This window comes from Pseudomonas putida NBRC 14164 (genome assembly GCF_000412675.1).
GTDB classification, from domain to species: domain Bacteria; phylum Pseudomonadota; class Gammaproteobacteria; order Pseudomonadales; family Pseudomonadaceae; genus Aquipseudomonas; species Aquipseudomonas putida.
This window is the reverse complement of record NC_021505.1, coordinates 957714-974617: the sequence shown is the minus strand read 5'-3', so window position 1 is coordinate 974617 and position 16904 is coordinate 957714. Positions and strand designations below refer to the sequence as shown.

General features: G+C 62.2%; 18 protein-coding genes and 1 other RNA gene. 5 read left to right on the top strand and 14 right to left on the bottom strand.

Annotated features, from left to right (window positions below):
- Positions 1-6 precede the first annotated feature (6 nt).
- From mraY to rsmI, 9 genes are all read right to left on the bottom strand, one after another.
- Positions 7-1089 carry a phospho-N-acetylmuramoyl-pentapeptide-transferase gene (gene mraY / locus PP4_RS04305; RefSeq protein ID WP_016498046.1) on the bottom strand — a complete coding sequence of 361 codons (1083 nt, stop codon included), beginning with the start codon at positions 1087-1089 and terminating at the stop codon, positions 7-9.
- Complete coding sequence (locus PP4_RS04300) at positions 1089-2456, bottom strand: UDP-N-acetylmuramoyl-tripeptide--D-alanyl-D-alanine ligase (protein ID WP_016498045.1); 1368 nt, start codon at positions 2454-2456, stop codon at positions 1089-1091. The genes mraY and PP4_RS04300 overlap by 1 nt, the downstream gene beginning before the upstream one ends.
- Positions 2449-3939, bottom strand: a complete 1491-nt coding sequence (locus PP4_RS04295; protein WP_016498044.1) for a UDP-N-acetylmuramoyl-L-alanyl-D-glutamate--2,6-diaminopimelate ligase — start codon at positions 3937-3939, stop codon at positions 2449-2451. Before PP4_RS04295 ends, PP4_RS04300 begins: the two co-directional genes overlap by 8 nt.
- Complete coding sequence (locus PP4_RS04290) at positions 3936-5675, bottom strand: peptidoglycan D,D-transpeptidase FtsI family protein (RefSeq protein WP_162471779.1); 1740 nt, start codon at positions 5673-5675, stop codon at positions 3936-3938. The genes PP4_RS04295 and PP4_RS04290 overlap by 4 nt, the downstream gene beginning before the upstream one ends.
- Complete coding sequence (ftsL, locus tag PP4_RS04285; RefSeq protein ID WP_041167563.1) at positions 5675-5968, bottom strand: cell division protein FtsL; 294 nt, start codon at positions 5966-5968, stop codon at positions 5675-5677. The genes PP4_RS04290 and ftsL overlap by 1 nt, the downstream gene beginning before the upstream one ends.
- Entirely contained in the window at positions 5965-6912 is a 948-nt protein-coding gene (gene rsmH, locus PP4_RS04280) for a 16S rRNA (cytosine(1402)-N(4))-methyltransferase RsmH (RefSeq protein ID WP_016488970.1), read from the bottom strand. The genes ftsL and rsmH overlap by 4 nt, the downstream gene beginning before the upstream one ends.
- A complete protein-coding gene (mraZ, locus tag PP4_RS04275; protein WP_019439042.1) occupies positions 6909-7364 on the bottom strand; it encodes a division/cell wall cluster transcriptional repressor MraZ in 456 nt (151 codons plus the stop codon). Before mraZ ends, rsmH begins: the two co-directional genes overlap by 4 nt.
- Before the next feature lie 309 nt (positions 7365-7673).
- Positions 7674-8049: RNase P RNA component class A (rnpB, locus tag PP4_RS27550), an RNA gene on the bottom strand.
- A gap of 67 nt (positions 8050-8116) precedes the next feature.
- A complete protein-coding gene (gene rsmI / locus PP4_RS04270; protein ID WP_016498040.1) occupies positions 8117-8992 on the bottom strand; it encodes a 16S rRNA (cytidine(1402)-2'-O)-methyltransferase in 876 nt (291 codons plus the stop codon).
- Between the two features lie 186 nt (positions 8993-9178).
- On the opposite strand from rsmI, the gene PP4_RS04265 reads away from it, so the two are divergent.
- From PP4_RS04265 to PP4_RS04245, 5 genes are all read left to right on the top strand, one after another.
- Positions 9179-10996, top strand: a complete 1818-nt coding sequence (locus tag PP4_RS04265; RefSeq protein WP_016498039.1) for a penicillin-binding protein activator — start codon at positions 9179-9181, stop codon at positions 10994-10996.
- On the top strand, positions 10996-11367 hold the full coding sequence (locus tag PP4_RS04260) for a YraN family protein (protein ID WP_016498038.1): 372 nt from the start codon (positions 10996-10998) through the stop codon (positions 11365-11367). The genes PP4_RS04265 and PP4_RS04260 overlap by 1 nt, the downstream gene beginning before the upstream one ends.
- An 86-nt stretch (positions 11368-11453) precedes the next feature.
- Entirely contained in the window at positions 11454-12047 is a 594-nt protein-coding gene (locus tag PP4_RS04255) for a phosphoheptose isomerase (RefSeq protein ID WP_012274070.1), read from the top strand.
- A complete protein-coding gene (locus PP4_RS04250; RefSeq protein WP_016498037.1) occupies positions 12044-12622 on the top strand; it encodes a BON domain-containing protein in 579 nt (192 codons plus the stop codon). Before PP4_RS04255 ends, PP4_RS04250 begins: the two co-directional genes overlap by 4 nt.
- A 176-nt stretch (positions 12623-12798) precedes the next feature.
- Positions 12799-13017: a YgdI/YgdR family lipoprotein gene (locus PP4_RS04245; protein WP_016488976.1), complete on the top strand. Its 219-nt coding sequence runs from the start codon at positions 12799-12801 to the stop codon at positions 13015-13017.
- A gap of 51 nt (positions 13018-13068) precedes the next feature.
- Here PP4_RS04245 and PP4_RS04240 read toward each other — a convergent pair whose 3' ends face one another.
- From PP4_RS04240 to petA, 5 genes are all read right to left on the bottom strand, one after another.
- Entirely contained in the window at positions 13069-13497 is a 429-nt protein-coding gene (locus tag PP4_RS04240) for a ClpXP protease specificity-enhancing factor (protein ID WP_016498036.1), read from the bottom strand.
- 10 nt (positions 13498-13507) lie between these two features.
- Positions 13508-14131, bottom strand: a complete 624-nt coding sequence (locus PP4_RS04235) for a glutathione S-transferase N-terminal domain-containing protein (protein ID WP_016498035.1) — start codon at positions 14129-14131, stop codon at positions 13508-13510.
- A 117-nt stretch (positions 14132-14248) separates the two neighbouring features.
- A complete protein-coding gene (locus PP4_RS04230; protein ID WP_016498034.1) occupies positions 14249-15028 on the bottom strand; it encodes a cytochrome c1 in 780 nt (259 codons plus the stop codon).
- Positions 15028-16239, bottom strand: a complete 1212-nt coding sequence (locus PP4_RS04225; protein WP_003251825.1) for a cytochrome b — start codon at positions 16237-16239, stop codon at positions 15028-15030. Before PP4_RS04225 ends, PP4_RS04230 begins: the two co-directional genes overlap by 1 nt.
- A complete protein-coding gene (gene petA, locus PP4_RS04220; RefSeq protein WP_016498033.1) occupies positions 16239-16832 on the bottom strand; it encodes a ubiquinol-cytochrome c reductase iron-sulfur subunit in 594 nt (197 codons plus the stop codon). The genes PP4_RS04225 and petA overlap by 1 nt, the downstream gene beginning before the upstream one ends.
- Positions 16833-16904 lie beyond the last annotated feature (72 nt).

Genomic DNA, 16904 nt, shown 5'->3' with positions numbered 1-16904 from the left:
GCTCATCTACCTCAGTTTCAGGGTTGCAAGGCCAATCAGCACCAGAATCACGGTGATGATCCAGAAGCGGACGATCACCCGAGGCTCTGGCCAGCCCTTGAGTTCAAAGTGGTGGTGGATCGGCGCCATGCGGAACACGCGCTTGCCGGTCAGCTTGAAGGAGGCGACCTGGATCACCACCGACAAGGTTTCCACCACGAAGATGCCGCCCATGATGAACAGCACGATTTCCTGGCGGACGATCACGGCGATGGTGCCCAGCGCGGCGCCCAGTGCCAGCGCGCCGACGTCCCCCATGAAGACTTGTGCCGGGTAGGTGTTGAACCACAGGAAGCCCAGGCCGGCACCGATCAGCGCGCCGCAGAACACGATCAGCTCGCCCGAGCCCGGTACGTAAGGGATCAGCAGGTATTCGGCGAACTTCACGTTACCCGACAGGTAGCAGAAGATGCCCAGGGCGCCGCCGACCATCACCGTCGGCATGATTGCCAGGCCGTCGAGGCCATCGGTAAGATTGACTGCGTTGCTGGAGCCGACAATGACGAAGTAGGTCAATACGACGAAGCCGACGCCCAGCGGGATGGTGACATCCTTGATGAACGGCAGGATCAGCGTGGTCTCGACGCTGGTCGGCGCGGTCTTGTACAGGAACACGGCCGCAGCCAGGCCAAACACCGACTGCCAGAAGTACTTCCAGCGGCTTGGCAGCCCACGGGAGTTCTTTTCGATCACCTTGCGGTAGTCGTCAACCCAGCCGATCGCGCCGAATGCCAGGGTAACGATCAGCACTACCCACACATAGCGGTTGGACAGATCAGCCCACAACAGTGTGCTGATGGCGATGGCCGACAGGATCAGTGCACCACCCATGGTCGGGGTGCCGGACTTGGACAGGTGCGATTGCGGGCCGTCGTTACGCACGGCCTGGCCGATCTGGCGAATTTGCAGGGTACGGATCATCCACGGCCCCAGCCACAGCGCCAGGGACAACGCGGTCAGTACACCAAGAATCCCGCGCAGGGACAGGTACTGGAAGACCGCGAAGCCTTTGTGGAACTGTTGCAGATACTCGGCCAACAGCAGCAGCATTAATGTTTCTCCCCGCTGGCACCGCACAATGCCACCACGACGTTTTCCATCGCAGCGCTGCGCGAGCCCTTGATCAAGATAGTGGTATCGCTGGCTTTTTCGGCGCTAACCGCGTCGATCAGCTCAGCTTGAGTAGCGAAATGACGGCCATTGGCGCCGAACGCCTTGACCGCATGTGTCATGTTGGAACCCACTGCGTACAGGGCGTCGACCTTGCCACGCGCGTAGTCACCCACCTGACGGTGGCCTTCTTCCGCCCATTGCCCCAATTCGCCGATATCCCCAAGCACCAGGACGGTGCGTCCGGAAAAGCCGGCGAGTATATCAATGGCCGCGCACATGGAGGTGGGATTTGCGTTGTAACTATCGTCGATCACCCGCACGCCATTTGGCGCGACCTGCGCCACGGTGCGGCCCTTGACCGGCTGCACTGCAGCAAGGCCGGCAGCAATGCCGCTCAGGCTCAGACCAACGGCATGGGCGGCGGAGGCGGCGGCCAGGGCGTTGCTGACGTTGTGGGTACCCAGCAGGTTCAACTGCACCGGCACGCTGCCATCAGGCCCGTGCAGGGTGAACGACGGGCAGCCCCGGGCGTCGCGACCGATGGCGCTGGCGTGGAAATCCGCCTGCGGGTTATCCAGAGCAAACGTAAAGATGCGGTGACTGCCGGCACGCTTGTGCCAGGTATCGAAGGCCTTGTCGGCCAGGTTGAGGATGGCGATACCGCCCTCGCCCAGGCCTTCGAGAATCTCGCCCTTGGCTTCAACGATTTTCTCCGGGCCACCGAATTCGCCAACGTGGGCAGTACCGGCGTTATTGATGATGACCACCTGAGGTTGGGTCAGGCCGACGGTGTAGCGGATTTCGCCAATGCGCGAAGCGCCCAGCTCGATCACGGCGGCGCTGTGCTCCGGGGCGATCTCCAGCAAGGTCAACGGCGCGCCGAGGTCGTTGTTCAGGTTGCCACGGGTGGCGTGCACCAAGCCACGGGTGCGCAAGATGCTGGCAAGCATTTCCTTCACCGTGGTCTTGCCACTGGAACCGGTAATGGCCACTACGGGCTTGTCGAAAGCAGCGCGGTTCAGGGCACCGAGCTGACCCAGTGCTGCCCGGCAATCCTTGACCAGCAGTTGCGGCAGGTCGACACCGGCCACTTCACGCTCGACCAGCGCAGCAACCGCGCCCTTGGCTTTAACGTCAGCCAGGTAGTCATGGCCATCGAAACGCGGGCCGGCCAAGGCGACGAACAGTTGCCCGGTGCTGACGCTGCGGCTGTCGATGCTGACGCCGGTGAAGGTGGCGTCGGCACCGACTTGTTGACCACTCAGTGCTGTGGTCAGCTGGCTGAGTGTCATCGGCTTAAGCATGTGGAGCCTCCCAGGCTTCAAGGGCCTTCTCGGCTTCGATCAGGTCGGAAAAGTCATGGCGCTCGCCATTGATCTCCTGGTAATCCTCATGCCCCTTCCCGGCCAGCACGATCACATCGCTGGCAGCGGCTGAGGCGATCAGGTGCGCAATGGCTTCGCCACGGCCGGCGACGAACTCGACGTCGTCAGGCTTGGTGAAACCGGGGCGGATGTCATCGAAGATGCGCAGCGGGTCTTCCGTGCGCGGGTTGTCGTCGGTGACCAACACGCGGTCGGCAAGGCGCTCGGCGACTTCAGCCATCAAAGGGCGCTTGCCGCGGTCACGGTCGCCGCCGCAGCCGAACAGGCACAGCAGCTTGCCGTGAGCATGCGGGCGCAGGGCTCCAAGCACTTTTTCCAGGGCGTCGGGGGTGTGCGCGTAGTCGACCACCACCAGCGGCTTTTGGCCGCCACCCAAGCGCTGCATGCGGCCTACCGGCCCTTGCAGTCGCGGGGTGACCTCCAGGATTTCGTCCAGCGCGTAATCCAGCGCCAGCAGGGTTGCCACGGCGGCCAGCATGTTGCTCAGGTTGAAGCGGCCCAGCAGCTGGCTGCGCAGGGTGCGCTCACCCTGGGCGGTGACCAGCGTGGCGCGCACGCCATCGTCACTGAACACGGCTTCGCGGCAGAACAGCGAGGCATCCGGGTTTTCCAGGCTGTAGCTCAGCAGCCGGGTCTCGACAAGGTCGACACTCGGGCGGCGAGCAAAGTCTTCAGCCAGGCGACGACCAAAGTCGTCATCCAGGTTGACCACCTGGCAACGCAGGTTCGGCCAGGCGAACAGCTTGGCCTTGGCCGCCTCATAGGCCTGCATGCTGCCGTGGTAGTCCAGGTGATCACGGGACAGGTTGGTCATGACCGCGATATCGAACGCCAATGCGGCGACACGCCCCTGCTCCAGGGCGTGGGAGGAAACCTCCATGGCCACGGCCTTGGCGCCCTGCTTTTTCAGGTCGTAAAGGGTCGACTGCACGGCAATCGGGTCTGGCGTGGTCAGCCGACCACTTTGCAGGTCACCGTAGAAACCGGTACCCAAAGTGCCAATAAGGCCGCAGCGCTGGCCGAGCACATCAAGCGCCTGGGCTACCAACTGGGTGACGCTGGTCTTGCCGTTGGTACCGGTCACGCCCACCAGGTTCAGCTGGCGGCTGGGCTCGCCATAGAAGCGCCCGGCGATGTCCGACAGCTGCGCGATCAGGCCCTTGACCGGAATCAGCGGCACATCGGTCAGCGGCAGCACGTTGGCGCCATGCTCTTCATAGGCCACGGCGGCAGCGCCACGGGCCAGGGCATCGGCGATATGCTCGCGGCCATCGACCTTGGCACCCGGCACGGCCAGGAACAGATCGCCCGGGCGCACACTGCGGCTGTCCAGGGTCAGTTCACGAATCAGCGGGTCGCGGCTGGCGTGAGCGAAAAGTTTGCTTAATGGCATTGTCATCATCCACGCCCTCCCTTGGCGGCTGCTGCATTGACTTGCGACTGTTCGGCGGGTGCTGGTGGCGGCAGGTTGTCTGGCGGCACGTTCATCAAACGCAGGGTGCCGGACATGACCTTGCTGAAGACCGGCGCCGAAACCAGGCCACCGAAATAACCACCCTTGCCCGGCTCGTCGATGACCACGACGATGGCGTAGCGCGGGTCACTCATTGGCCCGAAGCCTGCAAACAGCGAGCGGTAGGCGTTTTCGGTGTAACCCTTGGAACCCACGGTGGCTTTACGCGCGGTACCGGACTTGCCGGCCACGTGATAGAACGGCACCTGGGCACGGAACACGCCACGCGGCGCTTCAATCACCTGCTGCAGCATGCCCTGAACGGTTTCGGCGGTTTCCTTCGGAATGGCCTGCACGGCTTCCGGCGCCTTGTCGACCTTGATGATCGACAGCGGCACCATCTTGCCGTCGTTGGCCAGCGCCGCGTAGGCATGCACCAGTTGCAGGGCGGTCACCGACAGGCCATAGCCATAGGAAAGGGTCGCGGTCTCGGCCTTGCGCCACTCGCGGTGGTTGGGCAGGTTACCGACACGCTCCCCCGGGAAACCAAGGCCGGTGTACTGGCCCAGGCCGACCTGGGACATGACCCGGTAGATGGCCTCGCCGCCGATGTCGAAGGCGATCTTGCTCATGCCGACGTTACTGGAGTTGATCAGGATGCCGGTCAGGTCGAGGATCGGGCCCTCGCTGCGCGACACGTCCTTGATGGTGTAGCGGCCGATCTGCAGGCTGCCCGGGTAAACCTCGACCTTGTCGGTCGGCTTCCAGCGGCCGCTTTGCAGTGCCGCACTCATGGAAATCGGCTTGACCGTGGAACCGGGCTCGAACACGTCGATGATCGCCCGGTTGCGCATCGCTGCCGGGAACATGCTGCGACGGTTGTTCGGGTTGTAGGTTGGCTGGTTGACCATGGCCAGAACTTCACCGGTCTTGACGTCCATGATCACCAGGCTGCCGGCCTTGGCGTCCTGTTCGGCAATGGCGTTGCGCAGCTCGCGGGTAGCCAGGTATTGCAGGCGCAGGTCTATCGACAACGCCAAGGTCTTGCCGGCCTTGGCGTTCTTGGTTACCTGGATGTCCTTGATCAGCCTGCCACGCCGGTCCTTGATCACTTGGCGCTTGCCGGGCACGCCGGCCAGCCACTCGTCATAGGCCAGTTCCACCCCTTCACGACCGTGGTCGTCGAGGTCGGTAAAACCAACCATGTGCGCAGTGACATCACCGGCCGGATAGAAGCGGCGGAATTCTTCCAGGCCGTACACACCTGGCACCTTCAGGTCGAGTACGTGCTGGCCCTGCTCCGGGGTCAGGCCGCGGACCAGGTAGATGAACTCCTTGCTGGCCTGCGCGGTCAGGCGTTCGACCAGTTGCTGGGGATTTTGCCCCAACGCTGCAGCCAGCTGTGGCCAGCGGTCTTTGGACGCCTGCATTTCCTTGGGGTTGGCCCACAGGGTAGTGACCGGGGTACTCACGGCCAATGGCTCACCGTTGCGGTCGGTAATCAGCCCGCGGTGCGCCGGGATAGGGATATGACGCAGGCTGCGCGCATCGCCCTGCCCCTTGAGGAAGTCACGGTCGACCACCTGCAGGTCGATGATGCGCCAGCAGATGGCACCCACCATGATTGCCAGCAAGCCGATCACCACGCGGAAGCGCCACGGGTAGAGTGCGCCTTCGAGCTTCATCATGGCGCCACCATCCGCACTTCGTCAGCGGCAGGCACGCGCATCTTCAACTGCTCGGAAGCCAGGTTTTCGATACGGCTGGCGGCGGTCCAGGTGCTCTGTTCCAGAATCAGCCGGCCCCACTCGGCCTGGGCCTTGTCACGCTCGTTCAACTCGCCGTAAAGGGTGTTGAGCAACTGACGGTTCCAGTGCGCGCTATAGGACACGGCGACGGCCGAAACCAGCACGCCGACAAACAGCAGAAGCATCAGGAAGCTTCCGCCTGGCAATGGCTTGGCGAACAGCCTGCTCACCGCAGCTTCTCCGCCACACGCATCACGGCGCTACGCGACCGCGGGTTGGCCTTGAGCTCGGCTTCGGAGGCGAACTGGGCCTTGCCGATGAGCTTGATTTTCGGCTCGAAGACCTTGTGCTGTACCGGCAGGTTACGGGGCAGGTTGTCGGCCTCGCCCTTGACCAGCTTGCGCATGAACAGCTTGACGATACGGTCCTCGAGAGAGTGGAAACTGATCACTGCCAGGCGACCACCGACCTCGAGCGCATCGAGTGCGGCCTCAAGGCCAGCCTCCAGGTCACCCAGTTCGTTGTTGACATGGATCCGCAGCCCCTGGAAGGCACGGGTAGCCGGGTTCTTGCCTTTTTCCCAGGCAGGGTTGGCAACCTTCAGCACTTCAGCCAGGTCGGCAGTGCGGGTGAACGGCTCCTTTTCGCGGCGCTCGACCACGGCACGCGCCATGCGGCCGGAGAAGCGCTCTTCACCGTACTCCTTGAAGACGCGGGCAATTTCTTCGACAGGCGCCGTGGCGATGAACTCGGCGGCACTGATGCCCTGGTCCGGGTTCATGCGCATGTCCAGCGGGCCATCATTGAGGAAGCTGAAGCCACGCTCGGGGTCATCCAGTTGCGGGGAGGACACGCCCAGGTCCAGCAGTACACCGCTGACCTTGCCGTGCAGGCCGCGCTCGGCCACTTCCGCGCCCAGCTCGGCAAAGCTGCGCTGCACAATGACAAAGCGGCCGTCTTCGGCCGCCAGCGCTTGCCCCGTGGCAATCGCCTGTGGATCTTTGTCGAAGCCCAGCAGCCGCCCTTGCGGCCCCAGCTTGCTGAGAATCAGCCGGCTGTGTCCGCCACGGCCGAAGGTGCCGTCCAGATAGCAACCGTCGGCGCGCAGGGCCAATGCCTCGACAGCTTCGTCGAGCAGGACGGTAATGTGGTTGAAGCCGCTATCTATGGTCACAGGATCAGGTCACGCAATTCGTCGGGCATGGCGCCCGGTTGTTGAATAGCTGCAAGGTCGGCTGCCGAAACCGTGTTCCAGGCATCTTCATCCCACAGCTGGAATTTGTTCAGTTGCCCCACCAGCATCGCCTTCTTGTCGAGCTTGGCGTACTCACGCAGGCGGGGCGGCACCAGGAAACGCCCACTGCCATCGAGCTCCAGGTCAACCGCATTTCCGATCAGCAAACGCTGCAGACGGCGGTTTTCCTCACGCAACGATGGCAAGGCTCGCAACTTGGCTTCTATCTGTTCCCACTCATCGAGGGGGTATACGCACAAGCAGGGGTCAACGGCGTCAATGGTTACGATCAGCTGGCCATTGCAACGCGAATCGAGCTCGTCACGGTACCGGCTCGGCATGGCGAGACGTCCCTTGGCATCGAGGCTGACGGCGTTGGCTCCGCGAAACACGGCTGCGATTCCCCACAATGTTAGCTTTTTTGTGCCAGAAAACCCACTTCATCCCACTTTCTGCCACTTGCGCACACTATAGGAATCCGCCCGCAGCACCGTCAAGGCACGTTCATAAGGAAAAGCCTTACAGGACCGAGATTTAGCGTGATAAGGGAATGTGGAACGATTACCAAGGAGAAGAAAACACGAGAAAAATCAAACCCACGCAAGCAAATGGAGTTCGAAGTTAAAGTGATTTATGAAGAGTAAGATTTTTTCGGTATTACCAGAGAGGATCTGCTATCGAATCAAGCAGGGGAGGAAAAGGTGGAGAGTCGATCTGTAAGCCGGGTTTTGTCGAGGACAGTCATTCCTCTACGACGGCCATCACTGGACGCCTCTAGCAACCTACCCGGTTCCGACGCGGGCCACGCCTGATGGAACCCTATTTGGTCTTGCTCCGAGTGGGGTTTACCTAGCCACGAACTGTTGCCAGCCGTGCGGTGCGCTCTTACCGCACCTTTTCACCCTTACCGGCACCGAAGTGCTTAGGCGGTTATTTTCTGTGGCACTTTCCGTAGGCTCGCGCCTCCCAGGCGTTACCTGGCACTCTGCCCTATGGAGCCCGGACTTTCCTCCCCCTGCTGCTCACACAACAAAAAGTTGCGGAACGAAAACAGGCAGCGACTGTCCGATCGACTCTCCGCCGCCAAGGTTACCGGCACGCGCGCACAAGAACAAGCGATACCGGCATTTATATCAAACTGCCACTACTCGGCTTTCTGCTTTTCCAGTGCAAGTTGATACAAAAGGTTCTTGCGCACCCCGGTAATTTCCGCCGCCAGCGCCGCCGCCCGCTTCAGTGGCAACTCGGCCAATAGCAGGTCGAGCACTCGCTGGGCCTCGGCACTGATGGCCTGCTCGCCTTCCGGCGCGCTCCAGCCGCCCACCAGTACTACGCATTCACCGCGCTGCTGGTTGCTGTCGCCGGCAACGAACGCGCGCAGTTCGGCCAGCGGCAGGCCCTTGAGGGTCTCGAAGGTCTTGGTCAGCTCACGTGCCAGCAGTGCCGGGCGTTCGCCACCGAATACCAGCTCCATGTCTTCAAGGCATTCGAGGATGCGGTGCGGGGCTTCATAGAAGATCAGCGTACGCGGCTCTTCCTTCACCTGCTCGAGGCGCGCGCGGCGCCCTGCCTGCTTGGCCGGCAGGAAGCCTTCGAAGATGAAGCGGTCCGACGGCAAGCCGGCCGCCGACAGTGCAGCGATCAAGGCGCAGGCGCCCGGCACCGGCACCACGCTCACCCCCGCAGCCCGCGCCTGGCGCACCAGGTGGTAGCCCGGGTCGGAAATCAGCGGCGTGCCGGCATCGGAAACCAGCGCCACGTTCTCGCCAGCCAGCAGCTTGGTGAGAAAACGCCCGCCCTCGTCACGCTCGTTGTGCTCATGACAGGCCGCCAGCGGTGTGTCGATGCCGAAGTGTTGCAGCAGGCGGATCGAATGGCGGGTATCTTCGGCAGCGATCAGCGCCACATCTGCCAGCACCTTCAGCGCCCGGGCGCTCATGTCGTCGAGGTTGCCGATGGGGGTTGCCACCACATACAGCGTCCCCACCGTGGATTTCGAAGCCCCTGCCACATCAGTCACTGCGCACACCTGTCATTCGGATCAAAGGCGCCATTGTAGCCCGAGCGCCTGCAACAGGGCGCAAAGAACTTCGCCGGCGATCAGCTGCAAGCCACCTATAGTGAAGGATCAGCACAGCAACATCGCGCCCCGGCCAGTGCTTGGGTACAATTGCCGGCCAACTTGATCGAGTAACAGGACCTTTACATGATCGCTTGCCTGCGGCTGCTCACAGCCCTCTGCCTCGCTGCCCTGCTGGCAGCTTGCGCCAGCTCGCCCTCATCCAGCCTGGGCGAACTGCCGCGCACCCCGGACGCCAGCATCGAGCAACTGCTCGAAAAGGCCGCTTCCAGCAAGTCTGCGGAAGACGCCGCACTGCTGCGCCTGAGCGCGGCCGACCTGGCCTACAAGCAGAAGGACTTCCCACGCGCCGCACGCATTCTTGAGCAAGTCCCGCTGGACACGCTCAAGCCGGCCCAGCAAGTGTTCGCCAGCACCCTCGCGGCCGAGCTGGCCATGAGCCGCAACCAGCCCAAGGCGGCCCTCACCGCCCTGGCTCACCCCAGCCTGCAACGAGTAGCCGAGCTGCCGGCAGAGCAGCAAGCGCGCACCTACAACGTGCACGCCGCCGCCCTGGAAGCCGACGGCCAGGCCCTGGCTGCAGCGCAACAGCGCATGCTGCTGGCCCCGCTGCTCAGCGGCCAGGCTGCCAGCGCCAACAATGACGCTATCTGGGCCCTGGTCGCCTCGTTGCCGGCAGAGCAACTGCAGCAGCCCGCCAACGACCAGACCCTGGCCGGCTGGACCAGCCTGGCCTTCGCCGTGAAAAGCGCCGGCACCCTGGAACAGCAACAAGCGGCCATCGACACCTGGGTCAAACAGCACCCGGGCCACCCTGCTGCCCAGCAACTGCCGCAGGCACTGACCAAGCTCAAGGAACTGGCCAGCCAGCCACTGACCAAGATTGCCCTGCTGCTGCCCCAGGAAGGCCCACTGGCCGGTGTTGCCCGCGCCCTGCGTGACGGCTTCATGGCCGCCCACTTCCAGGCCCAGCAAGCCGGTCAGCCAGCGCCTGCGGTGCAGGTGTTCGACAGCTCGCGCATCGGCTCGCTCGACGATTTCTACAACCAGGCCCAGGCCGCCGGCGTGCAACTGGTCATCGGCCCGCTTGAGAAGCCACTGGTCAAACAACTGGCCGCCAAACCACAACTGCCGATCACCACCCTGGCCCTGAACTACGCCGACGCCGGTCAAAAGGCCCCGCCGCAACTGTTCCAGTTCGGCCTGGCTGCCGAAGACGAAGCGCGCGAAGTAGCCCGCCGCGCCCGCGCCGACGGCATGGTCCGCGCCGTGGCCCTGGTGCCGAGTGGCGAATGGGGTGACCGCGTGCTGGCCGCCTTCCGCCAGGACTGGGAAGGCAATGGCGGCACCCTGCTCGCCGCCGAGCGCATCGCCCAGCCGGTTGCCCTGGCCCAGCAGATCGCCGACCTGTTCCAGCTGCGCCAGAGCGAAGGCCGCGCCAAGAGCCTGCAAAGCACGGTAGGCGGCAGCATCGCCGCACAACCGTCGCGCCGCCAGGATATCGATTTCATCTTCCTGGCCTCGACCCCGCAACAGGCCCAGCAGATCAAGCCGACCCTGAACTTCCAGTACGCCGGTGACGTACCGGTATATGCCACCTCGAACCTGTACAGCGCCAGCGGTGACGTCAACCAGTACAACGACATGAACGGCATCCGCTTCTGCGAAACGCCGTGGCTGCTCGACACCAGCAACAGCCTCCGCCAGCAGGTGGTACAGCAATGGCCGCAGGCCGCTGGCAGCCTTGGCCGCCTGTACGCCATGGGCGTCGATGCCTACAGCCTGGCGCCGCGCCTGGGGCAACTGAAAGCGCTGCCGGACAACCGCGTCCAGGGCCTTTCGGGCAGCCTGAGCATCAACGCCAACCAGCGTATCGAGCGCCAGCTGCCATGGGCCGAGTTCGCCGGCGGCCAGGTCAAGCGCCTGCCTGACACCGCACGCTGATGGCAACAGCGTCGCCCACCAGCGCCGGGCAAGCAGCAGAAACCCAGGCCCTTGAGTACCTTCAAGGGCAGGGCCTGCAGCTGCTGGCGCGCAATTGGCGATGCAAAGGCGGTGAGCTTGATCTGGTCATGCTTGACGCCGATACAGTAGTATTCGTCGAAGTCCGCTACCGGTTGCACGCGTGCTTCGGTGGCGCCCTCGAAAGCATCGACGGGCGCAAGCAGAAACGGCTGGTGCTCGCCGCCAGCCTGTACCTGCAGAAGGCGCCCCACTGGGGCAACCACCCCTGCCGCTTCGACGTAGTCGCCCTGCAGGGCAGCCACCATGCAGGCAGACCGCTTCAATGGCTGAAAAACGCCTTCGAATGCTGAACCCAATTCGTTTTTTTTGCTCTATGTTTCGCGGGCTGGTCGTTGATGCGCGCAGCAAAGGCCACCGCCCCACTTAAGGTCACCAGATGGACATGCAATCCCGAATTCGCCGGCTGTTCCAGGCCAGCATCGATACCAAGCAACAGGCAATGGACATCCTGGCACCGCACATCGAGCAGGCCAGCCTGGTCATGGTCAATGCGCTGCTCAACGAGGGCAAGATGCTCGCCTGTGGCAACGGCGGCTCGGCCGGTGATGCCCAGCACTTTTCGTCGGAACTGCTCAACCGTTTCGAGCGCGAGCGCCCGAGCCTGCCAGCCATCGCGCTGACCACCGACAGCTCGACCCTGACCTCGATCGCCAACGACTACAGCTACAACGAAGTCTTTTCCAAGCAGATTCGCGCCCTGGGGCAGCCCGGCGACGTTCTGCTGGCGATCTCCACCAGCGGCAATTCGGCCAACGTGATCCAGGCGATCCAGGCCGCACATGACCGCGAAATGATTGTCGTAGCATTGACTGGCCGCGACGGCGGCGGCATGGCTTCACTGCTGCTGCCCGAAGACGTGGAAATCCGCGTACCTTCGACGGTTACCGCACGCATCCAGGAAGTCCACCTGCTGGCGATCCACTGCCTGTGCGATCTGATCGACAGCCAACTGTTCGGGAGTGAAGAATGACCCCTATGCGCCTCGGCCTGATGGCCCTGACCCTGTGCCTGAGCGTCACCGGTTGCAGCTCGGTACTCACCTCTACCCGCAATTCGCCGATCGAAGACGATCGCGGTACGCGCACCATTGGCAGCAAGATCGACGATTCGCTGATCGAGACCAAGGCTTCGGTGAACATTTCCAAGGCCAGCCCTGACCTGGACAAGGGCTCGCACATTGTTGTCAGCAGCTACAACGGCATCGTCCTGCTGGCCGGCCAGACCCCACGTGCCGACCTCAAGAGCCTCGCCGAGCAGACCGCCGGCCAGGTACAGCGCGTCAAGAAAGTGCACAACGAGCTGCAGGTGATGCAGCCCTCCTCCATCCTGGCACGCAACAACGACGCCTGGCTGACCACCAAGATCAAGACCCAGATGCTGGGTGACAGTGCCGTGCCAAGCTCGCGCATCAAGGTGATCACCGAGAACGGTATCGTGTACCTGCTCGGCCTGGTAACCCAGAAGGAGGCCAACTCGGCCACCGCAGTGGTGCAGGGCGTGTCGGGCGTGCAGAAGATCGTCAAGCTGTTCGAGTACATCGACTGATTCATTGCTGCCTGCACCGGCCTCTTCGCGGGTGAACCCGCCCCCACAGGGATCTCACAGCTTTCAAGCCTTGTGCATTCCTGTGGGAGCGTGTTTATCGAAGCGTCGAACCGCCGCGAAAGGGCCAGTACAAGCAACAACAATGCCCCACCTTTCAGAAACCCAGGAAACACCGCATGAAAAAGCTTCTGCTGCCTGCCCTGCTGATCGGCACCTTCGCCACTCTGGCCGGCTGCTCTACCCCAAGCCTGATCACCCTCAACGATGGCCGTGAAATCCAGGCTGTCGACGCACCGAAGTACGACCGCGACGCCGGCTTCTACGAGTTCCAGCAACTCGACGGCAAGCGCACCCGCATCAACAAGGACCAGGTACGCACTATCAGCGACCTGTAACCCGAAGTTGGCTGCAAAGAAAAAGGCGATCCGGTTGGATCGCCTTTTTTGTTACTTGACCACTTTCAGGCTTGGCCGACCACTTGGGCGCGGCGGCTGGCCCCCACCTTCTGGCGGGCCATCGTCGTCCGGCTGTACCTCATCGTCTTCCAGCTCGTCGCCATCCATTGGCGACTCCAGCTCGAAGACCATGCCTTGGCCATTTTCGCGGGCATAGATGCCCAGGATGGCGCCAACCGGCACAAACAGCGAATGGGCCACGCCACTGAAGCGGCCCTCGAAGCTGACCGCGTCGTTATCCATGTGCAGACTGCGCACGGCACTTGGCGAAATATTCAGGACGATCTGGCCATCGCTGGCGAAACCATCCGGCACCTGCACTTTCGGGTATTCGGCATTGACCAGCATATGGGGCGTGCAATCGTTGTCGACGATCCACTCATACAGTGCTCGAACCAGATAGGGGCGACTGGAGTTCATCAACAGCTCCTTAAAGCTTGCGCATTTCACGTTCTACGGAGGACAGGCTCGCCAGGAAAGGCTCCCGGGCAAACTGCCGCTCCATGTAATCCAGCAGCGGCTTGGCTTGCCGCGGCAACTCGATACCCAACACTGGCAAGCGCCAGAGTATGGGCAATAGACAACAATCGACCAGGCTTTGATCCTCACTCATGAAACAGGCGTACTCACCGAACAAAGGCGAGACGCCGGTGAGGCTTTCGCGCAGGGCCTTGCGCGCCTCCACACGGGCGGCCTCGGTACTGCGCGAGTCCAGCACGGTGTCGGCCAGGGCGCACCAGTCGCGCTGGATGCGGTGCATCAGCAAACGGCTGTTACCCCGTGCAACCGGGTACACCGGCATCAGCGGCGGGTGCGGGTAACGCTCCTCGAGGTATTCCATCACCACGGTCGACTCATACAACGCCAGGTCACGGTCGACCAGGGTCGGCACACTGCCGTAAGGGTTTACCTCGGCCAGCTTGGCCGGCAGGCGACTGGGGTCGACATCGATGACCTGCACGCTGACACCCTTCTCGGCCAGCACAAGGCGTACCCGATGAGAATAGTGATCAGCGGGATCGGAATAGCAGGCTAACCTGTTGGTTGCGCCCATGTAGCGGCTCCTCGCACGGGATGCTTGTGCAACTGTAAATGAAAACGCGCCTGGGGCGCCCTGGCAAAAATGCCAGGGCGCCCCAGGCGCGTTCAACAACCAGAAACTACTGCGTGATCAGTGCACGTCCTTCCAGTATTCACGCTTGAGCAAATAGGCGAATACGAAGAAGAAAGCCAGGTACAGCAACACGTAGGTACCAATGCGCTGGCTTTCCAGTTTGACCGGGTTGGCCGAATAGGCCAGGAAGGTCACCAGATTCTTGACCTTCTCGTCGAACTGCTCGGTGGTCAGGGTACCGGATTTCGGCGTGACGGTCAGCTGGTCACAGGCTTCGTGGGTGATCGGGCTGCCGGTCAATGGGTCGAATTGCTTCTTGCCATCGGTTACCGTCTGCACCTGCTTGCAGCCAATCACCTGGTTACCCTGCAAGCCAACCAGCACGTTAGGCATGCCCACGTTCGGGAACACCTTGTTGTTCACCCCGTAAGGCCGCGATGGGTCCTCGTAGAAGCTGCGCAGGTAGGTGTACAGCCAGTCGGTGCCCCGCACACGGGCGACCAGGGTCAGGTCGGGCGGCGCGGCACCGAACCAGGTCTTGGCGTCACTGGGCTTCATGCCGATCTGCATGTGGTCACCGATCTTGGCACCGGTGAACACCAGCTTCTCGAGCATCAACTCGTGGGGGATGCCCAGGTCATCGGCCACCCGCTCGTAACGCTGGAACTTGGCACTGTGGCAGCCCATGCAATAGTTGGCAAAGGTGCGCGCACCGTCCTGCATGGCGGCCTTGTCGGTCAGGTCGATATCGGCCTTGTCCAGCTCCAGGCCGTGTTCGGCAGCGAAGGAAAAGGCAGGCATCACTGCCAGCAAAAATACTGCAATAAACTTTTTCATCAGCCAGTCACCCTTTCCGGAACCGGTTTGGTCTTCTCAAGCCTTGTGTAGAACGGCATCAGCAGGAAGTAGGCGAAGTACAACACCGTGCACACCTGCGACAGCAAGGTACGCCCAGGTGTCGGCGCCAGTACGCCCAGCACGCCGAGGATGACGAAGGCCACGCAGAACACCAGCAGGAAGACCTTGCTGATCCAGCCCTTGTAACGCATGGAACGCACCGGGCTGCGGTCGAGCCAGGGCAGTACGAACAGCACGGCGATGGCCGCGCCCATGGCAATGACGCCCATCAGCTTGTCAGGCACCGCCCGCAAGATTGCGTAGAACGGTGTGAAGTACCACACCGGCGCGATGTGCTCAGGCGTCTTGAAGGCGTTGGCCTGCTCAAAGTTCGGTTTTTCCAGGAAGTAACCGCCCATTTCCGGGAAGAAGAACACCACGGCGCAGAACACGAAGAGGAACACCACCACGCCGACGATATCCTTGACGGTGTAGTACGGATGGAACGGAATGCCGTCCAGCGGAATGCCGTTTTCATCCTTTTTCTTCTTGATGTCGACACCATCGGGGTTGTTCGAACCCACTTCGTGCAGGGCGAGGATGTGCAGTACTACCAGGCCAAGAATCACGATTGGCAGGGCAACCACGTGCAGGGCGAAGAAGCGGTTCAGGGTAATGCCCGAAATCAGGTAGTCACCACGGATCCACTGGGTGAGATCGTCACCGATCACCGGAATGGCACCGAACAGCGAGATGATCACCTGGGCACCCCAGTAGGACATCTGGCCCCACGGCAGCAAGTAGCCCATGAAGGCTTCGGCCATCAGCGCCAGGTAGATCAGCATGCCGAACAGCCAGACCAGCTCGCGCGGCTTCTGGTAGGAGCCATAGAGCAGGCCGCGGAACATGTGCAGGTAGACCACGATGAAGAACGCAGACGCACCGGTGGAGTGCAGGTAGCGCAGGATCCAGCCGTATTCCACGTCACGCATGATGTACTCGACCGAGGCGAACGCCTCTTCCGCCGAGGGCGTGAAGCTCATGGTCAGCCACACACCGGTGACGATCTGATTGACCAGCACCAGCAATGCCAGCGAGCCGAAGAAGTACAGGAAGTTGAAGTTCTTGGGCGCGTAATACTTGCTCAGGTGGTCTTCCCACATCTTGGTGGCGGGGAAGCGAGCATCAATCCAGTCCATGAACTTGCTCATCATGCGTTCTCCTGATCGACGCCGATGACAATGATGTCGTCCGTCTCGTAAGAGTGCGGCGGCACTGGCAGATTGAGAGGTGCCGGCTGCGACTTGTAGACACGGCCAGCCAGGTCGTAGTGGGAACCGTGGCACGGGCAGAAATAGCCACCCACCCACTTCGGACCAAGGTCAGCAGGCGCAACTTCCGGGCGGAAGGTGGGCGAACAGCCCAGGTGCGTGCACAGGCCGACGAGAATGAGGATTTCCGGCTTGATCGAGCGAACCTCAGGGTCGACGTAGGTCGGCTGCACCGAGGCCTTGGACTCGGGATCAGACAGGTCACCCGTGATTTTTTTCAGGTTGCCGAGGATTTCCTGCGTTCGCCGCACGATGAATACCGGCTGGCCACGCCATTCGGCCACCATCTGCTGCCCGGCCTCGACCTTGGCGATATTGACCTTCACCGGTGCACCCGCGGCTTTCGCCTTGGCACTGGGAAACCATGACCCCACGAACGGTACCGCAGCCCCCACTGCCCCCGCCGCCCCGACCACGGATGTCGCGGCTACGAGGAAGCGGCGCCGGCCTGCGTTGACGCCGTCATTGCTCATTCAGTCCTCTCCCATCAGCTTGCTTGGCCTGTTGAACCAGGCTCGTACTTAGGTTGTGTCAATGGCACTAAA

Bases quoted from the DNA above. Each gene is read 5' to 3' on its own strand.
- PP4_RS04245 (WP_016488976.1), top strand. From the start codon at position 12,799: ATGAAAAAGCTTCTGCTGCCTGCCCTGCTGATCGGCACCTTCGCCACT.
- PP4_RS04290 (WP_162471779.1), bottom strand. From the start codon at position 5,675: ATGAAGCTCGAAGGCGCACTCTACCCGTGGCGCTTCCGCGTGGTGATC.
- PP4_RS04255 (WP_012274070.1), top strand. From the start codon at position 11,454: ATGGACATGCAATCCCGAATTCGCCGGCTGTTCCAGGCCAGCATCGAT.
- PP4_RS04300 (WP_016498045.1), bottom strand. From the start codon at position 2,456: ATGCTTAAGCCGATGACACTCAGCCAGCTGACCACAGCACTGAGTGGT.
- PP4_RS04250 (WP_016498037.1), top strand. From the start codon at position 12,044: ATGACCCCTATGCGCCTCGGCCTGATGGCCCTGACCCTGTGCCTGAGC.
- PP4_RS04260 (WP_016498038.1), top strand. From the start codon at position 10,996: ATGGCAACAGCGTCGCCCACCAGCGCCGGGCAAGCAGCAGAAACCCAG.
- PP4_RS04235 (WP_016498035.1), bottom strand. From the start codon at position 14,131: ATGGGCGCAACCAACAGGTTAGCCTGCTATTCCGATCCCGCTGATCAC.
- PP4_RS04225 (WP_003251825.1), bottom strand. From the start codon at position 16,239: ATGAGCAAGTTCATGGACTGGATTGATGCTCGCTTCCCCGCCACCAAG.
- PP4_RS04240 (WP_016498036.1), bottom strand. From the start codon at position 13,497: ATGAACTCCAGTCGCCCCTATCTGGTTCGAGCACTGTATGAGTGGATC.
- mraY (WP_016498046.1), bottom strand. From the start codon at position 1,089: ATGCTGCTGCTGTTGGCCGAGTATCTGCAACAGTTCCACAAAGGCTTC.
- PP4_RS04265 (WP_016498039.1), top strand. From the start codon at position 9,179: ATGATCGCTTGCCTGCGGCTGCTCACAGCCCTCTGCCTCGCTGCCCTG.
- petA (WP_016498033.1), bottom strand. From the start codon at position 16,832: ATGAGCAATGACGGCGTCAACGCAGGCCGGCGCCGCTTCCTCGTAGCC.
- PP4_RS04295 (WP_016498044.1), bottom strand. From the start codon at position 3,939: ATGATGACAATGCCATTAAGCAAACTTTTCGCTCACGCCAGCCGCGAC.
- PP4_RS04230 (WP_016498034.1), bottom strand. From the start codon at position 15,028: ATGAAAAAGTTTATTGCAGTATTTTTGCTGGCAGTGATGCCTGCCTTT.